17 protein-coding genes are annotated in these 17,292 nt (G+C 76.9%); 10 read left to right on the top strand and 7 right to left on the bottom strand.

The features are described 5' to 3' along the window. The first annotated feature begins 13 nt into the window (after positions 1 to 13). The 3 genes from FB586_RS11750 to rsmD are packed head-to-tail and all read left to right on the top strand — an operon-like array spanning position 14 to position 2,858. Positions 14 to 703, top strand: coding sequence for an ABC transporter ATP-binding protein (locus tag FB586_RS11750; RefSeq protein WP_136519475.1), 690 nt, complete (start codon positions 14 to 16; stop codon positions 701 to 703). Further along, positions 700 to 2,307: a DUF6297 family protein gene (locus FB586_RS11755; RefSeq protein ID WP_136519476.1), complete on the top strand. Its 1,608-nt coding sequence runs from the start codon at positions 700 to 702 to the stop codon at positions 2,305 to 2,307. The genes FB586_RS11750 and FB586_RS11755 overlap by 4 nt, the downstream gene beginning before the upstream one ends. Further along, the gene (rsmD, locus tag FB586_RS11760) at positions 2,304 to 2,858 is read left to right on the top strand and encodes a 16S rRNA (guanine(966)-N(2))-methyltransferase RsmD (protein WP_136519477.1); all 555 of its coding nucleotides are present in this window, start codon (positions 2,304 to 2,306) and stop codon (positions 2,856 to 2,858) included. The genes FB586_RS11755 and rsmD overlap by 4 nt, the downstream gene beginning before the upstream one ends. Positions 2,859 to 2,907: 49 nt before the next feature. On the opposite strand, the gene FB586_RS11765 is transcribed toward rsmD, so the two are convergent. Next, complete coding sequence (locus tag FB586_RS11765; RefSeq protein ID WP_136519478.1) at positions 2,908 to 3,546, bottom strand: GNAT family N-acetyltransferase; 639 nt, start codon at positions 3,544 to 3,546, stop codon at positions 2,908 to 2,910. Positions 3,547 to 3,657: 111 nt separating this feature from the next. Between FB586_RS11765 and coaD the strand changes: the two genes are divergently transcribed. From coaD to mutM, 6 genes are all read left to right on the top strand, one after another. Further along, entirely contained in the window at positions 3,658 to 4,161 is a 504-nt protein-coding gene (gene coaD, locus FB586_RS11770; RefSeq protein ID WP_136519479.1) for a pantetheine-phosphate adenylyltransferase, read from the top strand. Continuing rightward, positions 4,158 to 4,673: a hypothetical protein gene (locus FB586_RS11775; protein ID WP_136519480.1), complete on the top strand. Its 516-nt coding sequence runs from the start codon at positions 4,158 to 4,160 to the stop codon at positions 4,671 to 4,673. The genes coaD and FB586_RS11775 overlap by 4 nt, the downstream gene beginning before the upstream one ends. Before the next feature lie 199 nt (positions 4,674 to 4,872). Then, on the top strand, positions 4,873 to 5,448 hold the full coding sequence (locus FB586_RS11780; RefSeq protein WP_246036711.1) for a YceD family protein: 576 nt from the start codon (positions 4,873 to 4,875) through the stop codon (positions 5,446 to 5,448). Between the two features lie 2 nt (positions 5,449 to 5,450). Further along, entirely contained in the window at positions 5,451 to 5,648 is a 198-nt protein-coding gene (gene rpmF / locus FB586_RS11785; protein ID WP_136519482.1) for a 50S ribosomal protein L32, read from the top strand. A gap of 13 nt (positions 5,649 to 5,661) precedes the next feature. After that, on the top strand, positions 5,662 to 6,429 hold the full coding sequence (gene rnc, locus FB586_RS11790; protein WP_136519483.1) for a ribonuclease III: 768 nt from the start codon (positions 5,662 to 5,664) through the stop codon (positions 6,427 to 6,429). A gap of 5 nt (positions 6,430 to 6,434) precedes the next feature. Then, positions 6,435 to 7,403, top strand: a complete 969-nt coding sequence (gene mutM / locus FB586_RS11795) for a bifunctional DNA-formamidopyrimidine glycosylase/DNA-(apurinic or apyrimidinic site) lyase (protein WP_136519484.1) — start codon at positions 6,435 to 6,437, stop codon at positions 7,401 to 7,403. Positions 7,404 to 7,406: 3 nt separating this feature from the next. Here mutM and FB586_RS11800 read toward each other — a convergent pair whose 3' ends face one another. Then, positions 7,407 to 8,351, bottom strand: coding sequence for an NAD(P)-dependent oxidoreductase (locus FB586_RS11800; protein ID WP_246036712.1), 945 nt, complete (start codon positions 8,349 to 8,351; stop codon positions 7,407 to 7,409). 82 nt (positions 8,352 to 8,433) lie between these two features. Between FB586_RS11800 and FB586_RS11805 the strand changes: the two genes are divergently transcribed. After that, a complete protein-coding gene (locus FB586_RS11805) occupies positions 8,434 to 9,060 on the top strand; it encodes a response regulator (RefSeq protein WP_136519486.1) in 627 nt (208 codons plus the stop codon). 12 nt (positions 9,061 to 9,072) lie between these two features. On the opposite strand, the gene FB586_RS11810 is transcribed toward FB586_RS11805, so the two are convergent. From FB586_RS11810 to FB586_RS11830, 5 genes are read right to left on the bottom strand one after another with little or no spacing between them, the layout of a single operon-like run. Next, positions 9,073 to 10,845, bottom strand: coding sequence for a sensor histidine kinase (locus tag FB586_RS11810; protein ID WP_136519487.1), 1,773 nt, complete (start codon positions 10,843 to 10,845; stop codon positions 9,073 to 9,075). Further along, positions 10,842 to 12,674, bottom strand: a complete 1,833-nt coding sequence (cydC, locus tag FB586_RS11815; RefSeq protein ID WP_136519488.1) for a thiol reductant ABC exporter subunit CydC — start codon at positions 12,672 to 12,674, stop codon at positions 10,842 to 10,844. The genes FB586_RS11810 and cydC overlap by 4 nt, the downstream gene beginning before the upstream one ends. Further along, complete coding sequence (gene cydD, locus FB586_RS11820) at positions 12,671 to 14,335, bottom strand: thiol reductant ABC exporter subunit CydD (protein WP_136519489.1); 1,665 nt, start codon at positions 14,333 to 14,335, stop codon at positions 12,671 to 12,673. Before cydD ends, cydC begins: the two co-directional genes overlap by 4 nt. A gap of 25 nt (positions 14,336 to 14,360) precedes the next feature. Then, positions 14,361 to 15,407, bottom strand: coding sequence for a cytochrome d ubiquinol oxidase subunit II (cydB, locus tag FB586_RS11825; RefSeq protein WP_136519490.1), 1,047 nt, complete (start codon positions 15,405 to 15,407; stop codon positions 14,361 to 14,363). 10 nt (positions 15,408 to 15,417) lie between these two features. Beyond that, positions 15,418 to 16,944, bottom strand: a complete 1,527-nt coding sequence (locus FB586_RS11830; protein ID WP_136519491.1) for a cytochrome ubiquinol oxidase subunit I — start codon at positions 16,942 to 16,944, stop codon at positions 15,418 to 15,420. Between the last annotated feature and the right edge of the window lie 348 nt (positions 16,945 to 17,292).

Below are 17,292 nucleotides of genomic sequence, written 5' to 3' on the forward strand. Positions count from 1 at the left end.
TACCCTGACCGCCATGGCGACACCCGCGGTCCGTGCGCACGACGTCGAGGTCGGCTACGGCGCCGCGCCCGTGTGCCCCCCGGTCTCCTTCACGCTCGAGCCGGGCCGCGCCGTCGCGCTCGTCGGCGCGAACGGGTCCGGCAAGTCCACGGTTCTCAAGACCGTGCTCGGTCTGCTCCCGACCCTCGCCGGCACCGTGGAGGTCCTCGGCCGGCCCGTGGACGAGCGCGAGGCGGACTTCCGCCGCCAGGTCGCGGCCGTGCTGGACGACGACGCGTACTTCCCGGCGCTGACGGTCGCCGAGCACCTCTACCTCACGGCCCGGGGTCACGGCGTCCTCGACGCACGCGAGCACGTGGCCGACCTGCTGGAGGAGTTCGGGCTGGCGGACCACGCGCAGGCCCTGCCGGTCGCGCTCTCGTCGGGGCAGCGCCGGCGCCTGCTGCTCGCCGCGGGGTTCGCCCGCCCGCGGTCGCTGCTCGTCCTCGACGAGCCGGAGCAGCGCCTCGACCGTCGCATGCGCACCCGCCTGGCCGAGCGGCTGCGGGCGGAGACGGCGGCCGGCGGGGCCGTCCTGCTCGCCACCCACGACCCGGACCTCGTGCTCGAGGTGTGCGACGAGGCTGTCCACGTCGACGAGCGCGCCGTCGAGGTCGTGCCCGCCGGTGAGGCGGCCGCCCGGATCGCGCGGGTCGTGCTGTGACGGCGGTGCAGGCGTACCCCGTCGGCACCGTCCCCGCGGCACGCTCGATCCGTCGATTCACCGCCCGGGCGCCGCGCGGCCGGGGCGAGGGACGTCTGGGTGCCCTGCTCGGCGACCTGTACACCGCGCTGGTCAGCGTCGCGGTGTCGGCCGGCGTGGGGCTCGGCGCGGTGCAGCAGCTGCGCGTGGCGCTGCCGCCGCCGCCCGAGGTCCCGCCGCCCGTGGGGCTGAGCCTGCCGGTCGTCGTCGCGGTCCTCCTCGTGGGGGCCGCCGGCGCGCTGCTCTCGCTCGCCGGACGGCTCGGCCCCGTGGGTGCCGGCGGTGCCGAGGCCGTGTGGTGGCTGACGCTGCCCGTGGAGCGGCGCGGACTGCTGCGCCCGGCTGCCGCCCGGCTGCCGGTCCTGGCCGCGCCCGCGGCGGCCGTCCTCGTCACGCTCCTGTCCGCCGGCCTGCTCGGGCACACCGGCGCCGGCCTGCTGCGCGCGGCGCTGGTCGCGGCGCTGGGGGCCGCCGCGGTCGTGCTCGCCGCGGCGCTCGTGCAGTCCGCCGGCCTGCCGCGCCGGGCGACGGCGCTGACCGGGGACCTCCTCATGGTCGCGGCGCCGGTCGGGGCCGCGGTGCTCGCGCTGTCCGGTGCGGCGCCCTCGACCCTGCCGGTCCCCGGGTGGGCCGTGGTCGTCGCCGTCGCGCTCGTCGTCGCCGCGCTCGCGGCCGTGCTCGACGCGCGACTCGGGCGGCTGCCGGCCCGCACCGTGCGCGACAGCGGGTCCGTGGCGGCGCAGGCCCTCGGCGCCGTCGTCTCCCTCGACTCGCGCGAGCTCGGGCGGGCCCTCGCGGGCGCCGTGCTGCGGCCCGGCCGGCGGTGGTCGTCCCGGCTGCGGACGGTCCGGGGCCCGGCGACGGCGCTCGTGACCGCCGACCTCGTGCTCCTGCGGCGCTCGACGCGGCACCTGGTGCAGCTGGGCGTCGCGGTGCTCGTGCCGGTCCTCGTGACCGTGGTGCCGCAGCTCGCGAGCCCCGTGGGAGTCCTGGTCGCGGTGCTCGTCGCCGGTGCGGCGGCGGCGAGCGCGGCGGCGGACGGCGCCCGGTGGGCGCAGATGGCGCCGGTGCTCGACCGTTCCCTGCCGCTGCGGCACACCACCGTGCGGCGGCTGCGCATGGTCGTGCCGGGCCTGGTGGCTCTCGGGTGGTCCGCGGTCACGCTGGGTGCGGTCGCGCTGTGGTCCGAGGGTCCCCTCCTCGACTGGCTCGTCCTGGCCGTCGCGTCGGCGCCGGTCTGGGCCGCGGCCGCCGTGCGTGCCGCGTACCGCCCCGCGCCCGAGTGGGGCGGGCGCCTGGTCATCACGGAGGCCGGTGCGCTCCCGCTGGGAGCGCTGGCCGTCCTGTCCAAGGGGCCCGACCTCGTCGCGCTGTGCCTGCTGCCGCTGTGGGTCGCGATCGGGGTCGCGGCGGTGACGACCCCCGTCGTGACGGCGCAGGTCGTGCTGTCGGCGGTGGCCGTCCTGGTCGCGTCCTCGACGCACGAGAAGGGCTGGTTCGAGCGGTCGCTCGAGGGGGAGCAGCGCGGCCGCCCCGCCGCCGGAGGAGCAGGGGGCGCGGCATGACGCGGATCGTGGCGGGCACGGCCGGGGGCCGGACGCTCGTGGTCCCCGCCAAGGGCACGCGCCCGACGAGCGAGCGGGTCCGGGAGGCCCTGTTCTCCCGGCTCGAGCACCTCGACGCCGTCGACGGCGCGCGTGTGCTCGACCTCTACGCCGGCTCCGGTGCGCTGGGGCTCGAGGCGGCCAGCCGCGGCGCCGCCCACGTCGTCCTGGTGGACAGCGCGCGCGTCGCGGTCGACGCGTGCCGGCGCAACGTCCGCGCCCTCGGGCTCGCGGACCGGGTCGACGTCGTCGCGGACACCGTGGACCGCTACGTCGCCCGCCTGGACCAGCCGCTCTTCGACCTCGTCCTGCTCGACCCGCCGTACGACCTCGGGGACGCGGCGCTCGCGTCCGCCCTCGAGGGGGTGGCGCGGGGCACCGCGCCCGGGGCCGTCGTCGTCGTGGAGCGCTCGGCGCGCGCGGCGGCGCCGCGCTGGCCGGCACCGCTCGTCGCGCTCGACGACCGGCGGTACGGGGAGACGCAGGTGTGGTTCGGCGAGCACCCCGCCTGACGCGTGCGCGCGGCGCCGGCGCGCCGACCCCGCGGTCGGCGCGGCCGCCTCAGCCGCGGCCGTGCATCACCGTCAGCCGCGGGCCGTCGGTGCCGAGCGTGAACGCGCCGGCCGCCGCGAAGCCGTGCCGTGCGTAGAAGGGCACGTTGGTGGGGTCGCTCGTCGCGAGCCACGGCGTGCCGCGCCAGGGGGAGCCGGCGAGGGCGCGCAGGCCGTGGCGCAGCAGCGTCCCGCCCAGGCCGCGCCGCTGGTACGCGGGGTGCACCGCGAGGTAGTTGAGGTACGCACCCGGCCGGGCGGGGGCGTGGGCCCCGGTCGCGGCGAGGGCGGACAGCACCTCGTCCGCCCGCGAGGGCCCGACGAGGGCGCGCAGGACCCCGGCCGGGCGCGGCAGCCGCAGCGGGGGCTCGGGTGCCCCGTCCGCCGCCCGGGGGCGCCACGCCGCGACCGCGACCACCTCGTCGGCGTCCCCGGCGGGTGCACCGACCGCGCCGGCCGTCAGCACGTCGACGTGCCCGACCGCGAGGTAGCGCTCGAGCGCCGGCCCGAGCCAGGCCGCGCACGCGTCCTCCCGCGTCGAGCGCACGGGCAGCACCCACGCCATCAGGGGGTTCTCCGCGTACGCCAGCGCGCAGACGGTGCGGATCGCGGGCAGGTCCTCCGCGCGTGCCGGTCGCGGGTCGTCCATGCGACCGGACCGTACTGCGGCCGCCCGCGGGGGACGAGCACCGTGCGGGTGGTGCGCCGCGCCGGGGGCACGGCGGGTGCCGTCGCGGGTCCGTGACGTAGGTTGGCGTGCGTGAGGATCGCCGTGTGCCCCGGGTCGTTCGACCCGCTGACGCTCGGACACGTGGACGTCGTCCACCGCGCGCGCACCCTGTTCGACGAGGTCGTGGTCGCGGTGGCGCACAACTCCACCAAGCAGCCGCTCCTCGCCGCCGACGAGCGCGTCGCCCTGGCGTCGCAGGCGCTCGCGGGCGTCGACGGCGTGCGGGTCGTCGGCACGCAGGGCCTGCTGGTCGACCTCGTGCGCGACCTCGGCGCGTGCGCGGTCGTCAAGGGCCTGCGCGGGGGTGCGGACGTGGACGCCGAGGTGCCGATGGCGCTGATGAACCGGCACCTGTCCGGGGTCGAGACGGTGTTCGTGCTCGGTGACCCGGCGCTGGCGCACGTGGCGTCCTCGCTGGTCAAGGACGTGGCGCGGCACGGGGGACGGATCGACGACCTCGTGCCGGAGCCGGTGGCGGCGGCGGTGCACCGGGCGCTGGACGCGCGGGCCCGCCAGGGAGGGGACGGACGATGAGCGAGGACGTGCGGGGCGTGGTGCACGAGCCGGACGAGGAGCGCACGGGCGGGGTCGCCGGCGTGCTGGACGCCATCGAGCAGGCCGTCGTGGCGGCCCGCGCGATGCCGATGTCGTCGTCGGTGCTGGTGAACCGGGCGGAGATCCTCGAGCTCGTCGACCAGGTGCGGGCCGCGCTGCCCACCCAGCTGCACCGGGCGGACGCGGTCCTCGCGGACGCGGACGCCGCGCGTGCGGCCGCCCAGGCGGAGGCGGAGGCCGTGCTGGCGCGTGCGCGTGCCCGCGCCGCCGAGCTGGTCGAGCAGGAGGCGGTCGTCGCGGAGGCGCAGGCGCGGGCCGCGCAGATCGTGGCGGACGCGCAGGAGAACGCGGAGGCGCTGCGGCGCGACGCGGACGACTACTGCGACCGCCGGCTGGCCGACTTCGAGATCGACCTCGGCAAGGTGCTCAGCCAGGTGCAGGCGGGCCGCGCGAAGCTCGCGGGCCGGCTGGCGCCGGGCGAGGGCGCCTGACTCGACCCGCCCGCCGTCGAGGGCTGCGCGGTCGCCCGCGGGACGTCACAACGCCCGCGGTTTGGGAGCCCCGCCGCCGTGCCGTACAGTTGACGGTTGGCTCGGCCGGTTGCGGCGGGGCCGACTCGTCATGACATCGCCACCCGACGTCCGGCGCGCCCACGCGCACCGGACGCCCAGGAACGAGGGGGACCGCACCGTGCGCCCGACCCACCTCGATCCCCGCTCGCCGTTCGTGCTCGACACCCACGAGCTCGGCCGACGTCCGGGATCGACGCGGACCGTGCAGCGGACGCTCCCCGCACCCGACGAGCTCGGCACCGGCATGATCGGCGTGCCGTCCGGGAGCGACCTCGAGCTGGACCTGCGGCTCGAGGCGGTCATGGAAGGCGTCCTGGTCACCGGCTCGATCCGCGGCGAGGCCGTCGGGGAGTGCGTGCGGTGCCTGGAGCGTGTCGTCGAGCCCCTCGACGTCCCGCTGCAGGAGCTGTACGTCTACCCCGAGCGTGCCGAGGCGGCGCAGACGGCGGGCGACGAGGACGAGGACGTGCGTGAGCTCGAGGACGACCTGGTCGACCTCGAGCCCGCGCTGCGGGACGCGGTCGTGACCGCGCTGCCGTTCCGGCCCCTGTGCGGGCCGGACTGCCCGGGCCTGTGCTCGGAGTGCGGCGCGCGGCTCGCGGACGACCCGGACCACCAGCACGAGACGATCGACCCTCGCTGGGCAGCCCTCGGCAGCCTGGTGAGCACTGACGACGAACAGAGAGAGAGCTGACCGTGGCGGTTCCCAAGCGCAAGATGTCGCGCAGCAACACCCGTGCGCGTCGGTCGCAGTGGAAGACCACTGCCACGACGCTCACGACGTGCCCCCAGTGCAAGTCGCAGACGAAGCCGCACGTCGCGTGCCCGTCCTGCGGCGCCTACAACGGCCGCCGCTACGCGGAGGCCGTGCGCAGCGAGCACGACGCCGGCTGACGCCCGCGGCCCGATGACCGGCACACCTGACGCCCGCCGCGGCGCCCGTGCGGTCACGGCTGCCGACTCGCTCCTCGAGAAGCTCGGGGTCCGCCTGGACCCCGAGCTTCTCGTGCTCGCGCTGACGCACCGGTCGTTCGCGCACGAGGCGGGTGGCATCCCGACCAACGAGCGGCTCGAGTTCCTCGGCGACACCGTCCTGGGGCTCGTGGTCACCGAGCACCTGTACCGCGCGTACCCGGACCTGTCCGAGGGCGACCTGGCGAAGATGCGGGCCGCGACGGTCTCCCAGCGTGCGCTCGCACGCGTGGCGCGCACGCTCGACCTCGGCGCGTACGTGCTGCTCGGCAAGGGCGAGCTCGCCACCGGCGGCGCCGACAAGGACTCGATCCTGTCCGACATGCTCGAGGCGCTCTTCGGTGCGGTCTACCTCTCGCACGGGCTCGAGACGGCGCGCGAGCTCGTCGACCGGCTCGTGAGCCCGACGCTCGAGGCCGCCGCCGACCTCGGCGCGGGCCTCGACTGGAAGACCTCGCTGCAGGAGCTGTCCGCCCTCCTGGGCCTCGGCGCACCGCAGTACGACGTCACCGGCGAGGGACCGGACCACGCGCGCACGTTCACCGCCCACGCGGTCGTGGGTGGCGAGGTGCGCGGCACCGGCACGGGCACGGCCAAGAAGCTCGCGGAGCAGGAGGCCGCCGCCGCGGCGTACGCGACCCTGTCGGCCGCGCGCGAGGCCGCGGCCCCGGCGCCCGAGGTGCCGGTCGCGCCCGAGGCCTGACCGGCGTGCCCGAGCTCCCCGAGGTCGAGACCGTCCGTGACGGGCTCGCGCGGCACGTCCTCGGGCGCACGGTGCTCGACGTCGACGTCCGCCGGGACTACTCGGTGCGCCGCCACGAGGGCGGACCGGCGGACTTCGCGGCCCGCCTGCGGGGGCGCCGGCTGGACGCGGCCGTCCGGCGGGGCAAGTTCCTGTGGCTCCTGCTCGACGAGGGCAGCGGGCGCGGGGACGACGCGCTCCTCGCGCACCTCGGGATGAGCGGCCAGCTGCTCGTCCGCGGCCCGGCCGCCACGGGAGGCGACGCCGCGACGCCCCTCGACCCCGTCGCCGCCCCGGGGCCGCCCGGGCCGGTCGAGCACCCGCACCTGCGGGTGCGGCTGGCGCTCGACGACGGCTCCACGCTCGACTTCGTCGACCAGCGCACGTTCGGGCACCTGTCCGTCCCGGACCTGGTCGCGACGCCCGACGGCGCTCCCGGCGGCCTCGGCTCCGCGCGGGCGGTCGTCCCGGTGCCGGTGGCGCACATCGCCCGGGACCTGCTCGACCCGGCGCTGGACCGACCGGCCCTCGTCGAGGCGGTGCGCCGACGGCGCACCGGCGTCAAGCGCGCGCTGCTCGACCAGACGCTCGTCTCCGGGATCGGCAACATCTACGCGGACGAGGGCCTCTGGCGCGCCCGGCTGCACTACGCGCGGGCCACGGACACCCTCCGCCGCCCCGAGGTGCTGCGTGCCCTCGACGGCGCGACCGAGGTGATGACGGCCGCGCTCGCCGCCGGCGGGACGAGCTTCGACGCCCTCTACGTCAACGTGAACGGCGCCTCCGGGTACTTCGACCGGTCGCTGGCCGTCTACGGCCAGGAGGGCCGCCCGTGCCCGCGCTGCGGCACGCCCGTGCGCCGGGACGCGTTCATGAACCGCTCGTCGTACACGTGCCCGCGCTGCCAGCCGCGGCCGCGGCACGGGCGCTGGTAGCGCCTACCGCTCGACGACGTTGCGCAGCGGACGGCCGGCGACGAACCGTGCCGCGTTGTCCGCGACGAGGTCCTCCCAGCCGACGGGCCTCCCGCCGGCCGCGTGCGGGCTGACCAGCACGCGCGGCTCGTCCCACAGCGGCGAGTCGGCCGGCAGCGGCTCGGTCGCGAACACGTCGAGCGCCGCCCCGCCGAGCCGTCCGCCGCGGACGGCCGCGAGCAGCGCGTCCTCGTCGAGCGTGCTGCCGCGCCCCGCGTTCACCAGCCACGCGCCCGTGGGCAGCAGGTCGAGGACGTGCGCGTCGATGGCGCCGCGCGTGCCGGGCAGGTCGGGCAGCAGCCCGACGAGCACGTCGGTGCGGGGCAGCACGTCGGGCAGGTCGTCCGCCGTGACCACGCGCGTGCCGTGGCGCTCGCCGGCCGTGCGGGCCACGCCCGTGACCTCGGCGCCGAGGGCCCGCAGCACCGGCGCCAGCCGGGCGGCGATCGACCCGAAGCCCCACACGGTGACGTGCGCGCCGAGCAGCGTGCGCACCTCGCCGGCGGGGTGCAGGGGCTGCAGGCCGCCGAGCTCGCCGGCCCACCGGTGCTCCTGCTGGGCGCGCACGAGGTCGGGCACGCGGCGCACCCCGGCGAGCAGGAGCGCGAGCACGTGCTCGGTCACCGTGGCGTCGTGCAGGCCGCGTCCCGAGGTCACGACCGCGTCGTCCGGGAAGCCCGCGGCGAGGACGGCGTCCGGGCCCGCCATGAGGGTCTGCACCCAGCGCACGCTCCGCGCGGCGGCCGCGAGCTCGCGCAGCCGCTCCGCCGGGTTGCCCCACACGACGACGACCTCGGCGTCGGCGGCCTCCGGCGGCGGGGGGGCGGCGACGTCGTAGCGGACCACCCGCACCCCGTCGGGCAGGTCCGGCACGCCGTCGACGGTCGTGGGCAGCAGGATCGTCGTCACGCCTCGATACGATGCCACGGTGTCCGCGACCAGCCACTCGACGCCGACGCCCACGGGCGCGCGGCCGACGCCCGTGACCGTGATGATCGTCGACGACCACGAGGTGGTGCGGCGGGGGATCGCGGAGGTGGTGGAGCGGACCGACGGCATGACGGTCGTCGCCGAGGCGGGGTCCGTGGCCGACGGCGTGCGCCGCGCCACGCTGGTCCGGCCGCAGGTGCTGCTCGTGGACCTGCAGCTGCCCGACGGCACCGGCATCGACCTCATCACCGCGCTGCGGGAGCAGCTGCCGTCGGCACGTCCGGTCGTCCTCACGTCGTTCGACGACGACGACGCCCTCGCCGCGGCGCTGGAGGCCGGTGCGGTGGCGTACCTGCTCAAGAGCGTCCGGGGCGCCGAGATCACGGACGTGATCCGCGCCGTCGCGGCGGGCCGCACGCTGCTGGACGAGCGCACGGTGGCCCGCCGGCGGGCGGGGCACGAGGACCCCACCGAGGGCCTGACGCCCAGCGAGCTGCGCGTGCTCGACCTCATCGGCGAGGGCCTGTCGAACCGGGAGATCGCCGAGCGCCTCGGCGTCGCCGAGAAGACCGTGAAGAACCACATCACGTCGCTGCTGTCGAAGATGGGCCTGCAGCGGCGCACGCAGGTCGCGGCGTGGGTGGCGTCCCGCAAGCACGCCGGCTGGCGGTCCGAGCCCGGGCACTGACGCCCGCGCGCGTCAGCCCAGGGGGGCCTGCCAGGTCAGCAGCGCGCCCCGGCCGCTGGGCGCCGTGCCGAGCGTGAAGGTGCCGCCGTGGCGCCGCGCGCGCGAGGCGAGGTTGCCGGTGCCCGAGCTGCGGTCGCGCACGGCCGGCAGGCCGGCGCCGTCGTCCTCGACCTCGATCGCCACGGAGCCGGTCGGCCCGCGCCCGCGGACCGCGACCCGCACGGCCACGGACGACGCGTGCGCGTGCCGGGCGGCGTTGGCCAGCCCCTCGCGCACGACGGCGACGACGTCGTCCGTCAGGTCGGCGTCGAGGCGCTCGTCGAGCAGGTCCTCCGCCTCGCCGTCGCCCGGTGCGAGCGGCGTGCCGTCGAGCGTGAGGACGAGCGACGGCGCGAAGCCGAGGCCGGTGCGCGCGAGGGAGGCCTCGCGCCGCAGCCGCTCGACGAGGGCGGTCGCGGCGTCGGGGTCGCGCAGCGCGTGCACGATCTGCCGGATCTGCCGCACCGAGCTGTCGACGTTGTCGAGGGCCTCCTCGACGATGTCGGTCAGCTCGGTCGCGTCCACGCCGCGCGCGGCCCGCCGGCGCACCGTCTCCAGCTGCATGCCCGTCGCGAAGAGCTGCTGGATCGCGAGGTCGTGCAGGTCCCGCGCGATGCGCTCGCGCTCGTCGAGCAGCGCCGCGACGTCCTGCGCGTGCCGCGCCTCGGCGAGCACGTACGCCAGCGCCGCCTGCGAGGCGAAGGACTCCGCGGTCGCGAGGTCGCTCTCGTCGAACGGGGTCGAGCCGATCTTCCGCAGCAGCACGAGCACGCCGACGCCGCGGCCGGAGGACTGCAGCGGTGCGTACATCGCCGGGCCGAAGGCGCGCATCTGCTCGACCTTGACGGTGCGGGACGCGCTCAGCGACGGCACGAGCAGACCCAGACCCTCCTCGAGGGCGGTCCAGGCGCGCCCGTCGCGGGGCATGACCAGGCCCGTGAGCTCGTCGGCGCGGTACCCGTCGGCGAGCTCGACGAACAGCTCGCCGCCGAGCCCGGGCAGGGCGAGGGCAGCCGTGTCGGCGTTGGCGACCTGGCGCGCCGTGCGGGCGATGTGCGCGAGCGCGTCCTCCTCGTCGACGCCCTCGAGCAGCATGGTGGTGATGTCCTGGCCCGCGCGCAGCCAGTGCTCCCGTCGCTCGGCGTCGGCGTACAGCCGCGCGTTCGCGACGGCGACGCCGGCGGCCGCGGCGAGGGCCACGACCATCTCCTCGTCGCGCGCGTCGAACGGCCCGCCGTCCTTCTCGGACAGGTAGAGCTGGCCGTACACCTGCTCGCCGACCTTGACGGACGCCCCGAGGAACGAGCCCATCGGCGGGTGGTGCGCGGGCCACCCGCGGAACGCGGGGTGCTGCGTGAGGTCGTCGAGGCGCAGCGCCCCCTCGACGGGGATCTGCCCGAGCACGCCCTGCGCGTGCGGCGGGTGGTCGAGCATGCGCGCGACCGCGGTCGGCACGCCGGTGTAGACGAACGTCGTGGACCGGCCGCCCTCGTCGAGGACGTTGATCGCGCCGTAGCGGGCGTGCGTGAGCTCGGCGCTCACCTGGACGAACCGGTCGAGCACGGCGGGCAGCTCGAGCTGCCCGGCGACGGCCAGGATCGCGTTGAGCAGGTCCGTCAGTGCGTCACCGGTCAGCGGCGAGGGCAGTGGGCTGACCTCGACCAGCTCGCCGGCGCGGAAGGGCGCACCGGTCGGCTGGGCCGGCGGCCGCGCGGCGCCCGGCGGCTCGACGTACCCGGCGCTCACGCGCCCACCTCGCGGGCGGGGCCGGCCGCCGGGACGACGGCCGGGACGGCCCGGACCGCGGCGCTCTGCTCGCTCTCCACCGCCTCACGGTAGCCGGGGACGTCACGCAGCAGCTCCGCGTGGGTGCCCCGCGCCGCGACTCGTCCGTCCTGCAGCCACAGGACCTCGTCGGCGGCGGCCAGCGTGGTGAGGCGGTGGGTCACGACGAGGACGCCGCGGGCGGCGCCGGCGCGGGTCGGCGGCAGGTGCCACAGCCGGTCGAGCAGCGCGTCGGCCGTCACCGGGTCGAGGTGCTCCGCCGGCTCGTCGACGAGGACGAGCGGGGCGTCGGCGACGAGGGCGCGCGCGAGGAGCAGGCGCCGGCGCTCGCCGCCGGACACGGTGCGTCCGTCGGGGCCGAGGACCGTCCCCAGGCCGTCGGGGAGCCCGGCGAGCCACGCGCCGAGGCCCGCGCGCTCGAGCGCCTCGCGCGCCTCGGCAGCGGTGAGGTCCCCGCGGGCGACCCGCAGGTTCTCGAGCACGCTGGTGCCGAACACGTGGGCGTCCTCGGTCGTGGCGACGGCCGCGGTCACGACCTGCGCGCGGGGGAGAGCGCCGAGGTCGCGCCCGTCGAGCCGCACCGCGCCGCCGGTGGGCGGCAGGAGTCCCGCGAGCGTGAGCAGCAGGGTGGTCTTGCCGGCGCCGCTGGGACCCGCGACGGCGACGCGGCGCCCCGGGGCGAGCACGAGGTCCACGTCGTGCACCGCGGCGGCGCGGCCGGGCCACCCGCACGTCGCGCCCTCGGCACGCAGCTGCGGGCCCGGGACGGCGGCGTCGGTCGCCGGCTCGGGGGCGTGCGGCGCGGCGGGGCTCGTCCCCGGACCGGCCGCGTCCAGCAGGGCCAGGACCCGGGCGGCGGCGGCGCGCGAGCGCTGCACCTGGACGGCGGCGGCCGGCAGGACGGACGTCGCCTCGAACGCGGCGAGCGGCGTCAGCACGACCACGGCCAGCTCGACCGGGGCGAGCAGCCCGGCCCGCACGGCCGGCACGCCGCTGACGAGCGCGGCCACGACGGCGAGCCCGACGGCGAGCTGCCCGAGGGCGGCACTGACCGCGGCGGACGGCGCGCCGGCGTCCGCGGCGGCGGCGAGCCGGCGGTCGGCGTCGCGCAGGGCGGCGGTCTCCGCCTCGAGCCGCCCCGCGACGGCGAGCGGACCGGCGTCGTCCAGCACGCCGAGCGCGGTCGCGGTCATGTCGGCGCGTGCCTGCACGCCGCGCTCCTCGGCGCGCCGCGCCCCGCGGGCCGTCGCCCAGGGCGCGACGACGCCGGCGAGGACGAGGCACAGCGCGAGCGCGAGCCCGGCGGGCGGCCAGAACAGTGCCATGGCGACGCTGGTGCCCACCCCGAGCACCGCGGCGACGGCGGCCGGGAGCAGCCCGCGCACGACCACGTCGCCGACGGCGTCGACGTCCGCGCCGACGCGTGCGAGCAGGTCCCCCCGCCGCACGGCGAGCACCGCCTCCGGCCGGCCCGCCGCGAGCCGCGCGTACAGGGTCGTCCGCAGCGCGACCATGCCGCGCAGCGCGACGTCGTGCGAGACCAGGCGCTCGAGGTAGCGCAGCAGCCCGCGCCCGATGCCGAACGTGCGGACGGCGACGGTCGCGACGGACAGCGTGAGGACCGGCGGCATCTGCGACGCCCGGGCGATGAGCCACGCCGAGACCGCGGCGAGGGCGACCGCGCAGCCGAGGGCGAGCGTGCCGAGCAGCACGGCGAGCGCGACCCGGCGCGCGTCGACGTCGAGCAGGCGGACGGCCCGGCGCAGCGTGCCGCGGTCGGGCGCGCTCACGGGGCACCGACCGTGGCCGGGTCCGCGGCGGCCTGCACCGCGACCACGTCGTCGGCGAGCGCCACGAGGGAGGGGCGGTGGGCGACGAGCAGCACCGCGCTGCCGCGCGCGCGCAGGGCGTCCACGGTGTCCAGGACGACCCGCTCGCCCGCCGCGTCGAGGTGCGCGGTCGGCTCGTCGAGCACCACGAGGGACGTCGGGCGCAGCAGCGCGCGGGTGAGGGCGAGGCGCTGGCGCTGCCCCACGCTCAGCCCGGTGCCGCCGGCGCCGAGCACGGTGCCCCACCCGTCGGGCAGGGCCGCCACGACCGCGTCGAGCCCCGTGCGGGCGGCGGCACGGTCCCGGTCCGCGGGGTCGGGGGAGCCGAGCAGCGCGTCGAGGGTGCCGGGCTCGAGCACCGGGCGCTGCGGGAGCCACGTCACCTGCCGCCAGTACGTCCGCGGGTCCACGTCGGCCACGTCGACGCCCGTGGCGTCGGCGCCGACGAGCCGGACGGTGCCCGCGTCGGGCGGCAGCAGGCCGAGCAGGGCCTCGACCGCGGTCGTCTTGCCGGCGCCCGACGGCCCGACGAGGGCGACCACGCGTCCCGGGCGCAGGGTCAGGTCGAGGGACGCCGGTGCCCAGCCGCCGCGTGCGCGGACCCCCAGGCCCCGCACGCGCACCTCGCCGCGCGCCAGGTCCGGGGCGGGGAGCGTGCCGGGCACGGGCAGCGGCGCCTCGAGGACGGCGAACGCGCGCTCGGCGGCCGCGACCCCGTCGGTCGACGCGTGGAACTGCGCACCGACCTGCCGCAGCGGCGCGTAGACCTCCGGGGCGAGCACGAGCACGGCCAGCCCCGTGACGAGGTCCAGGCCGCCGTGCACGAGGCGCAGCCCGACACCGACGGCGACGACCGCGACCGACAGCGTCGTGAGCAGCTCGAGCACCATGCCGGACAGGAACGCGATCCGCAGCGTCCCCGTCGTGGCCCGCCGGTGCGCGTCCCCGAGCGCCCGCACCCGCGCCTCCGGCCCGCGCTCGCGGCCGAACGCGCGCAGCGTCGGCAGCCCGGCGAGCAGGTCGAGCACCTGGGACCCCAGCCGCTCCATGGTCGCCAGGCCGCGCGCCGACCGGCCCTGCGTCATGACCCCGACGAGCCACATGAACACGGGCACGAGCGGGAGCGTGCCGACCAGTACGGCGAACGACACCCAGTCCAGGCCGAGGGCGACGAGCAGGGTCGCGGGCGTGAGCGTCGCGGCCAGGACGAGCTGCGGCAGGTACCGCACGAAGTACGGCTCGAGCGCCTCGAGCCCCCGCGTGGCGAGCGTGACGACGCCCGCGGCGTCCTCGCCGGCACGCCGCGGCCCGGCGGCGGCCGCGTGCTCCACCACCTGCTCGCGCAGCTCGGCGACCGCCCGCGTCGCGGCCCGGTGCGCGTACCGCTCCTGCACGCCGGCGACGAGCGCGCGCGCCACCACGACGGCGAGCAGCCCGGAGACGAGGGGTACGACGTCGGGCAGCGTGGCGCCGTCCGCCACGGCCGAGCCGAGGGCGTGGGCGAGCAGGAGCGCCTGCGTCACGACCAGCCCGCCCGTGGCGAGCCCGAGCCCGACCGTCAGGGCGAGGTAGCCGCGGGCGGACCGCGCGTAGCGCAGCAGGCGGGGGTCGAGCGGCTTCACGGGCGGGCGCCCGTCACGGTCCTCGTCACGACCGCGAGGTGACGCGGGCGAACGTCAGGCCCGTCGCCTCCGGGATGTGCTCGAGCGTCAGGCGCTTGCGGAACACCCAGTAGGTCCAGCCCTGGTAGAGCAGCACGAGCGGGGTGAGGACCGCGGCGACCCACGTCATGACGGTGAGCGTGTAGTCGGTGGAGGACGCGTTCTCGACGGTGAGGGAGTTCGCGGGGTCGAGCGCGGGCATGACCGCGGGGAACATGGAGCCGAAGATCAGCACGACGGCCGCGACGATCGCGACGGCCGACGCCGTGAAGGCCACCCCCTCCCGCCGCGCGCGGGTCGCCCGCACGACCGTCAGCAGCGCCGCCGCGGCGACGAGCACCGCGGCCCACGTCCACGCGACGGAGTACGCGAGCTGCGCCCACACCGCCCACGTGCCGGCGGCGACGAGCGTGACCACGGAGCTGCGCGACGCGAACGTCGCGGCCCGCTCGCGCATGTCGCCGTCGACCTTCATGGCGAGGAACACCGCGCCGTGCGTGAGGAACAGGCTGAGCGTGACGAGCCCGCCGAGCAGCGCGAACGGCGACAGCAGGGCGAGGAACCCGCCGACGTACTGGTGGTCCGCGTCGAGCTCGACGCCGCGCACGAGGTTCGCGAACGCCACGCCCCACAGCAGCGACGGCACGAACGAGCCGACCATGAGGGCCCGGTCCGCCCACGCGCGCCAGCGGTCGTCGTCGATCTTGCCGCGCCACTCGAATGCCACGACCCGCACGATGAGCGCGAGCAGGATGAGGAACAGCGGCAGGTAGAACCCGGAGAACAGCGTCGCGTACCACTCGGGGAACGCGGCGAACGTCGCGCCGCCGGCCGTGAGCAGCCACACCTCGTTGCCGTCCCAGACGGGGCCGACGGTGTTGATGAGCAGGCGCCGCTCCTTCTCGCGCCGTGCGCGGTCCCCGCGGGGGAGGACGGCCAGCAGCATGCCGACGCCGAAGTCGAAGCCCTCGAGCACGAGGTAGCCGGTCCACAGGACCGCGATGAGGAGGAACCAGATGACGGGGAGGTCCACGGCGGTCTCCTCAGTAGGCGAAGGACAGCGGACGGGTGGTGCCGTCGGCGTCGTCGTCGGCGGGCGGGGCGGCCTCGGGGCTCGGGTCGCGCTCGGTGTCCGCGACGCCCTCGACGGCGTACCGCCGCATGAGCCGGAACCACACGACCATGAGCACGCCGTACAGGAGCGTGAAGCCGACCATCGAGAAGACCACCATCCCGGGGCTGACGACCTCGCTGACGCCGCGGGCGGTGAGCAGCCACACGCCGTCGACGCCCGAGGCGTCGGGGTTGGGTGCGACGATCCACGGCTGACGGCCCATCTCGGTGAAGACCCAGCCGAACGCGGACGCGAGGAACGGGGTCGGGATCGCGGCGAGGCCCAGCGTGGCGAACCACGGCCGGTCGGTCACGGAGCCCTTGCGCCGCAGCAGCCACAGGGCGGCGAGGGCGAGCGCCGCGGACCCGGCGCCGAGGCCGATCATGAGCCGGAAGGACCAGTACGTGACCGCGAGGTTCGGGTAGAAGCGGGTGTCCTCGTCGAAGGTCGGCGGGACGCCGTTCTCCTCCTCCCAGTCGCTGATCCACCGGGCGTAGTGCTCCTGCAGCTCCTCGACCCCGCGGATGGGGGCGCTGAAGTCGCCGGTCGCCAGGTAGGACGTCACGCCGGGCAGCTCGACGAGGTGGCGCACGCCCGCGCAGTCGTTCGTCAGGTCGCCGATCGCCAGGATCGAGAAGGGCGCCCCGTCCTGGGACTCGCACAGCCCCTCCGCGGCGGCCATCTTGGCGGGCTGCTGCTGGAACATGAGCTTGGCCTGCCAGTCGCCGCTGACGGCGACGCCGGCCCCGGAGACGAGCATCGTGACGAGGCCGAGGACGACCGCCGGGCGGTAGACGTCCCGGGCCTTGTCGGCCTGGCCGGAGCGCGCGAGCCGGACCATCCACCACGCGGCGATGCCCGCGACGAACGTGCCCGCCGTGAGGAACGCCGCGGCGACGGTGTGCGGGAACGCGGCGAGCACGGTGGGGTTGGTCAGGACCGCGACGACGTCGGTCATCTCCGCGCGGCCGGTCTCGAAGTTGAACGTCGTGCCGACCGGGTGCTGCATCCAGGAGTTGGCCGCGAGGATGAAGAAGGCCGACAGGGTCGTCGCGACCGCGACCGCCCAGATGCAGGCGAGGTGGATCCGCTTCGGCAGCTTGTCCCAGCCGAAGATCCACAGCCCGAGGAACGTCGACTCGACGAAGAACGCGGCGAGCGCCTCCATCGCCAGCGGCGCGCCGAACACGTCGCCGACGAACCGCGAGTACTCGGACCAGTTCATGCCGAACTGGAACTCCTGCACGATGCCGGTGGCGACGCCGATCGCGAAGTTGATGAGCAGGAGCTTGCCGAAGAACTTCGTCAGGCGCAGCCACCGCTCGTTGCCGGTGCGCACCCACGCGGTCTGCATGATCGCCACGAGCGGCGACAGCCCGATCGTCAGCGGGACGAAGACGAAGTGGTAGACGGTCGTGATGCCGAACTGCCAGCGGGCCAGGTCGAGGGCGTCCACTCAGGTCTCCGACGGTACGAGGGGGGCGGCTCGGCCGAGGCGAGCGGGCGGGGTCCACCGCCTGGCTCGACCGTAGGAAGGGGGGTCGTGCGGGACGGGGGACCAAGGTCCCGAGTTCTGACACGGCGTCGTCACGTGGGCGGACGCGCCGCGCGTGGTCCCGCGGAGGCGTCCGCGGCCCGCTGTGCGATACTCGTCCCGGTCCTGGCGCCACACCGCCGGGTCCGAACGGCCTCGCCGCACCGGCGGTCCGTGCAGCCTCACCGCCGCCCTCCTCGGGGCCGCTCCGATGCGGAGCCCCGAGACGGCCCGGCGGGCGATGGCGCCGGACGCCCGCGCGGCGGCCGC

The sequence above is a fragment of the Cellulomonas telluris genome, assembly GCF_004886325.1.
GTDB classification, from domain to species: domain Bacteria; phylum Actinomycetota; class Actinomycetes; order Actinomycetales; family Cellulomonadaceae; genus Cellulomonas; species Cellulomonas telluris.

Excerpts from the sequence above, each read along its gene's own strand:
- rsmD (WP_136519477.1), top strand. The coding sequence starts at position 2,304 with ATGACGCGGATCGTGGCGGGCACGGCCGGGGGCCGGACGCTCGTGGTC.
- FB586_RS11750 (WP_136519475.1), top strand. The coding sequence starts at position 14 with ATGGCGACACCCGCGGTCCGTGCGCACGACGTCGAGGTCGGCTACGGC.
- FB586_RS11765 (WP_136519478.1), bottom strand. The coding sequence starts at position 3,546 with ATGGACGACCCGCGACCGGCACGCGCGGAGGACCTGCCCGCGATCCGC.
- rnc (WP_136519483.1), top strand. The coding sequence starts at position 5,662 with ATGACCGGCACACCTGACGCCCGCCGCGGCGCCCGTGCGGTCACGGCT.
- FB586_RS11775 (WP_136519480.1), top strand. The coding sequence starts at position 4,158 with ATGAGCGAGGACGTGCGGGGCGTGGTGCACGAGCCGGACGAGGAGCGC.
- FB586_RS11805 (WP_136519486.1), top strand. The coding sequence starts at position 8,434 with ATGATCGTCGACGACCACGAGGTGGTGCGGCGGGGGATCGCGGAGGTG.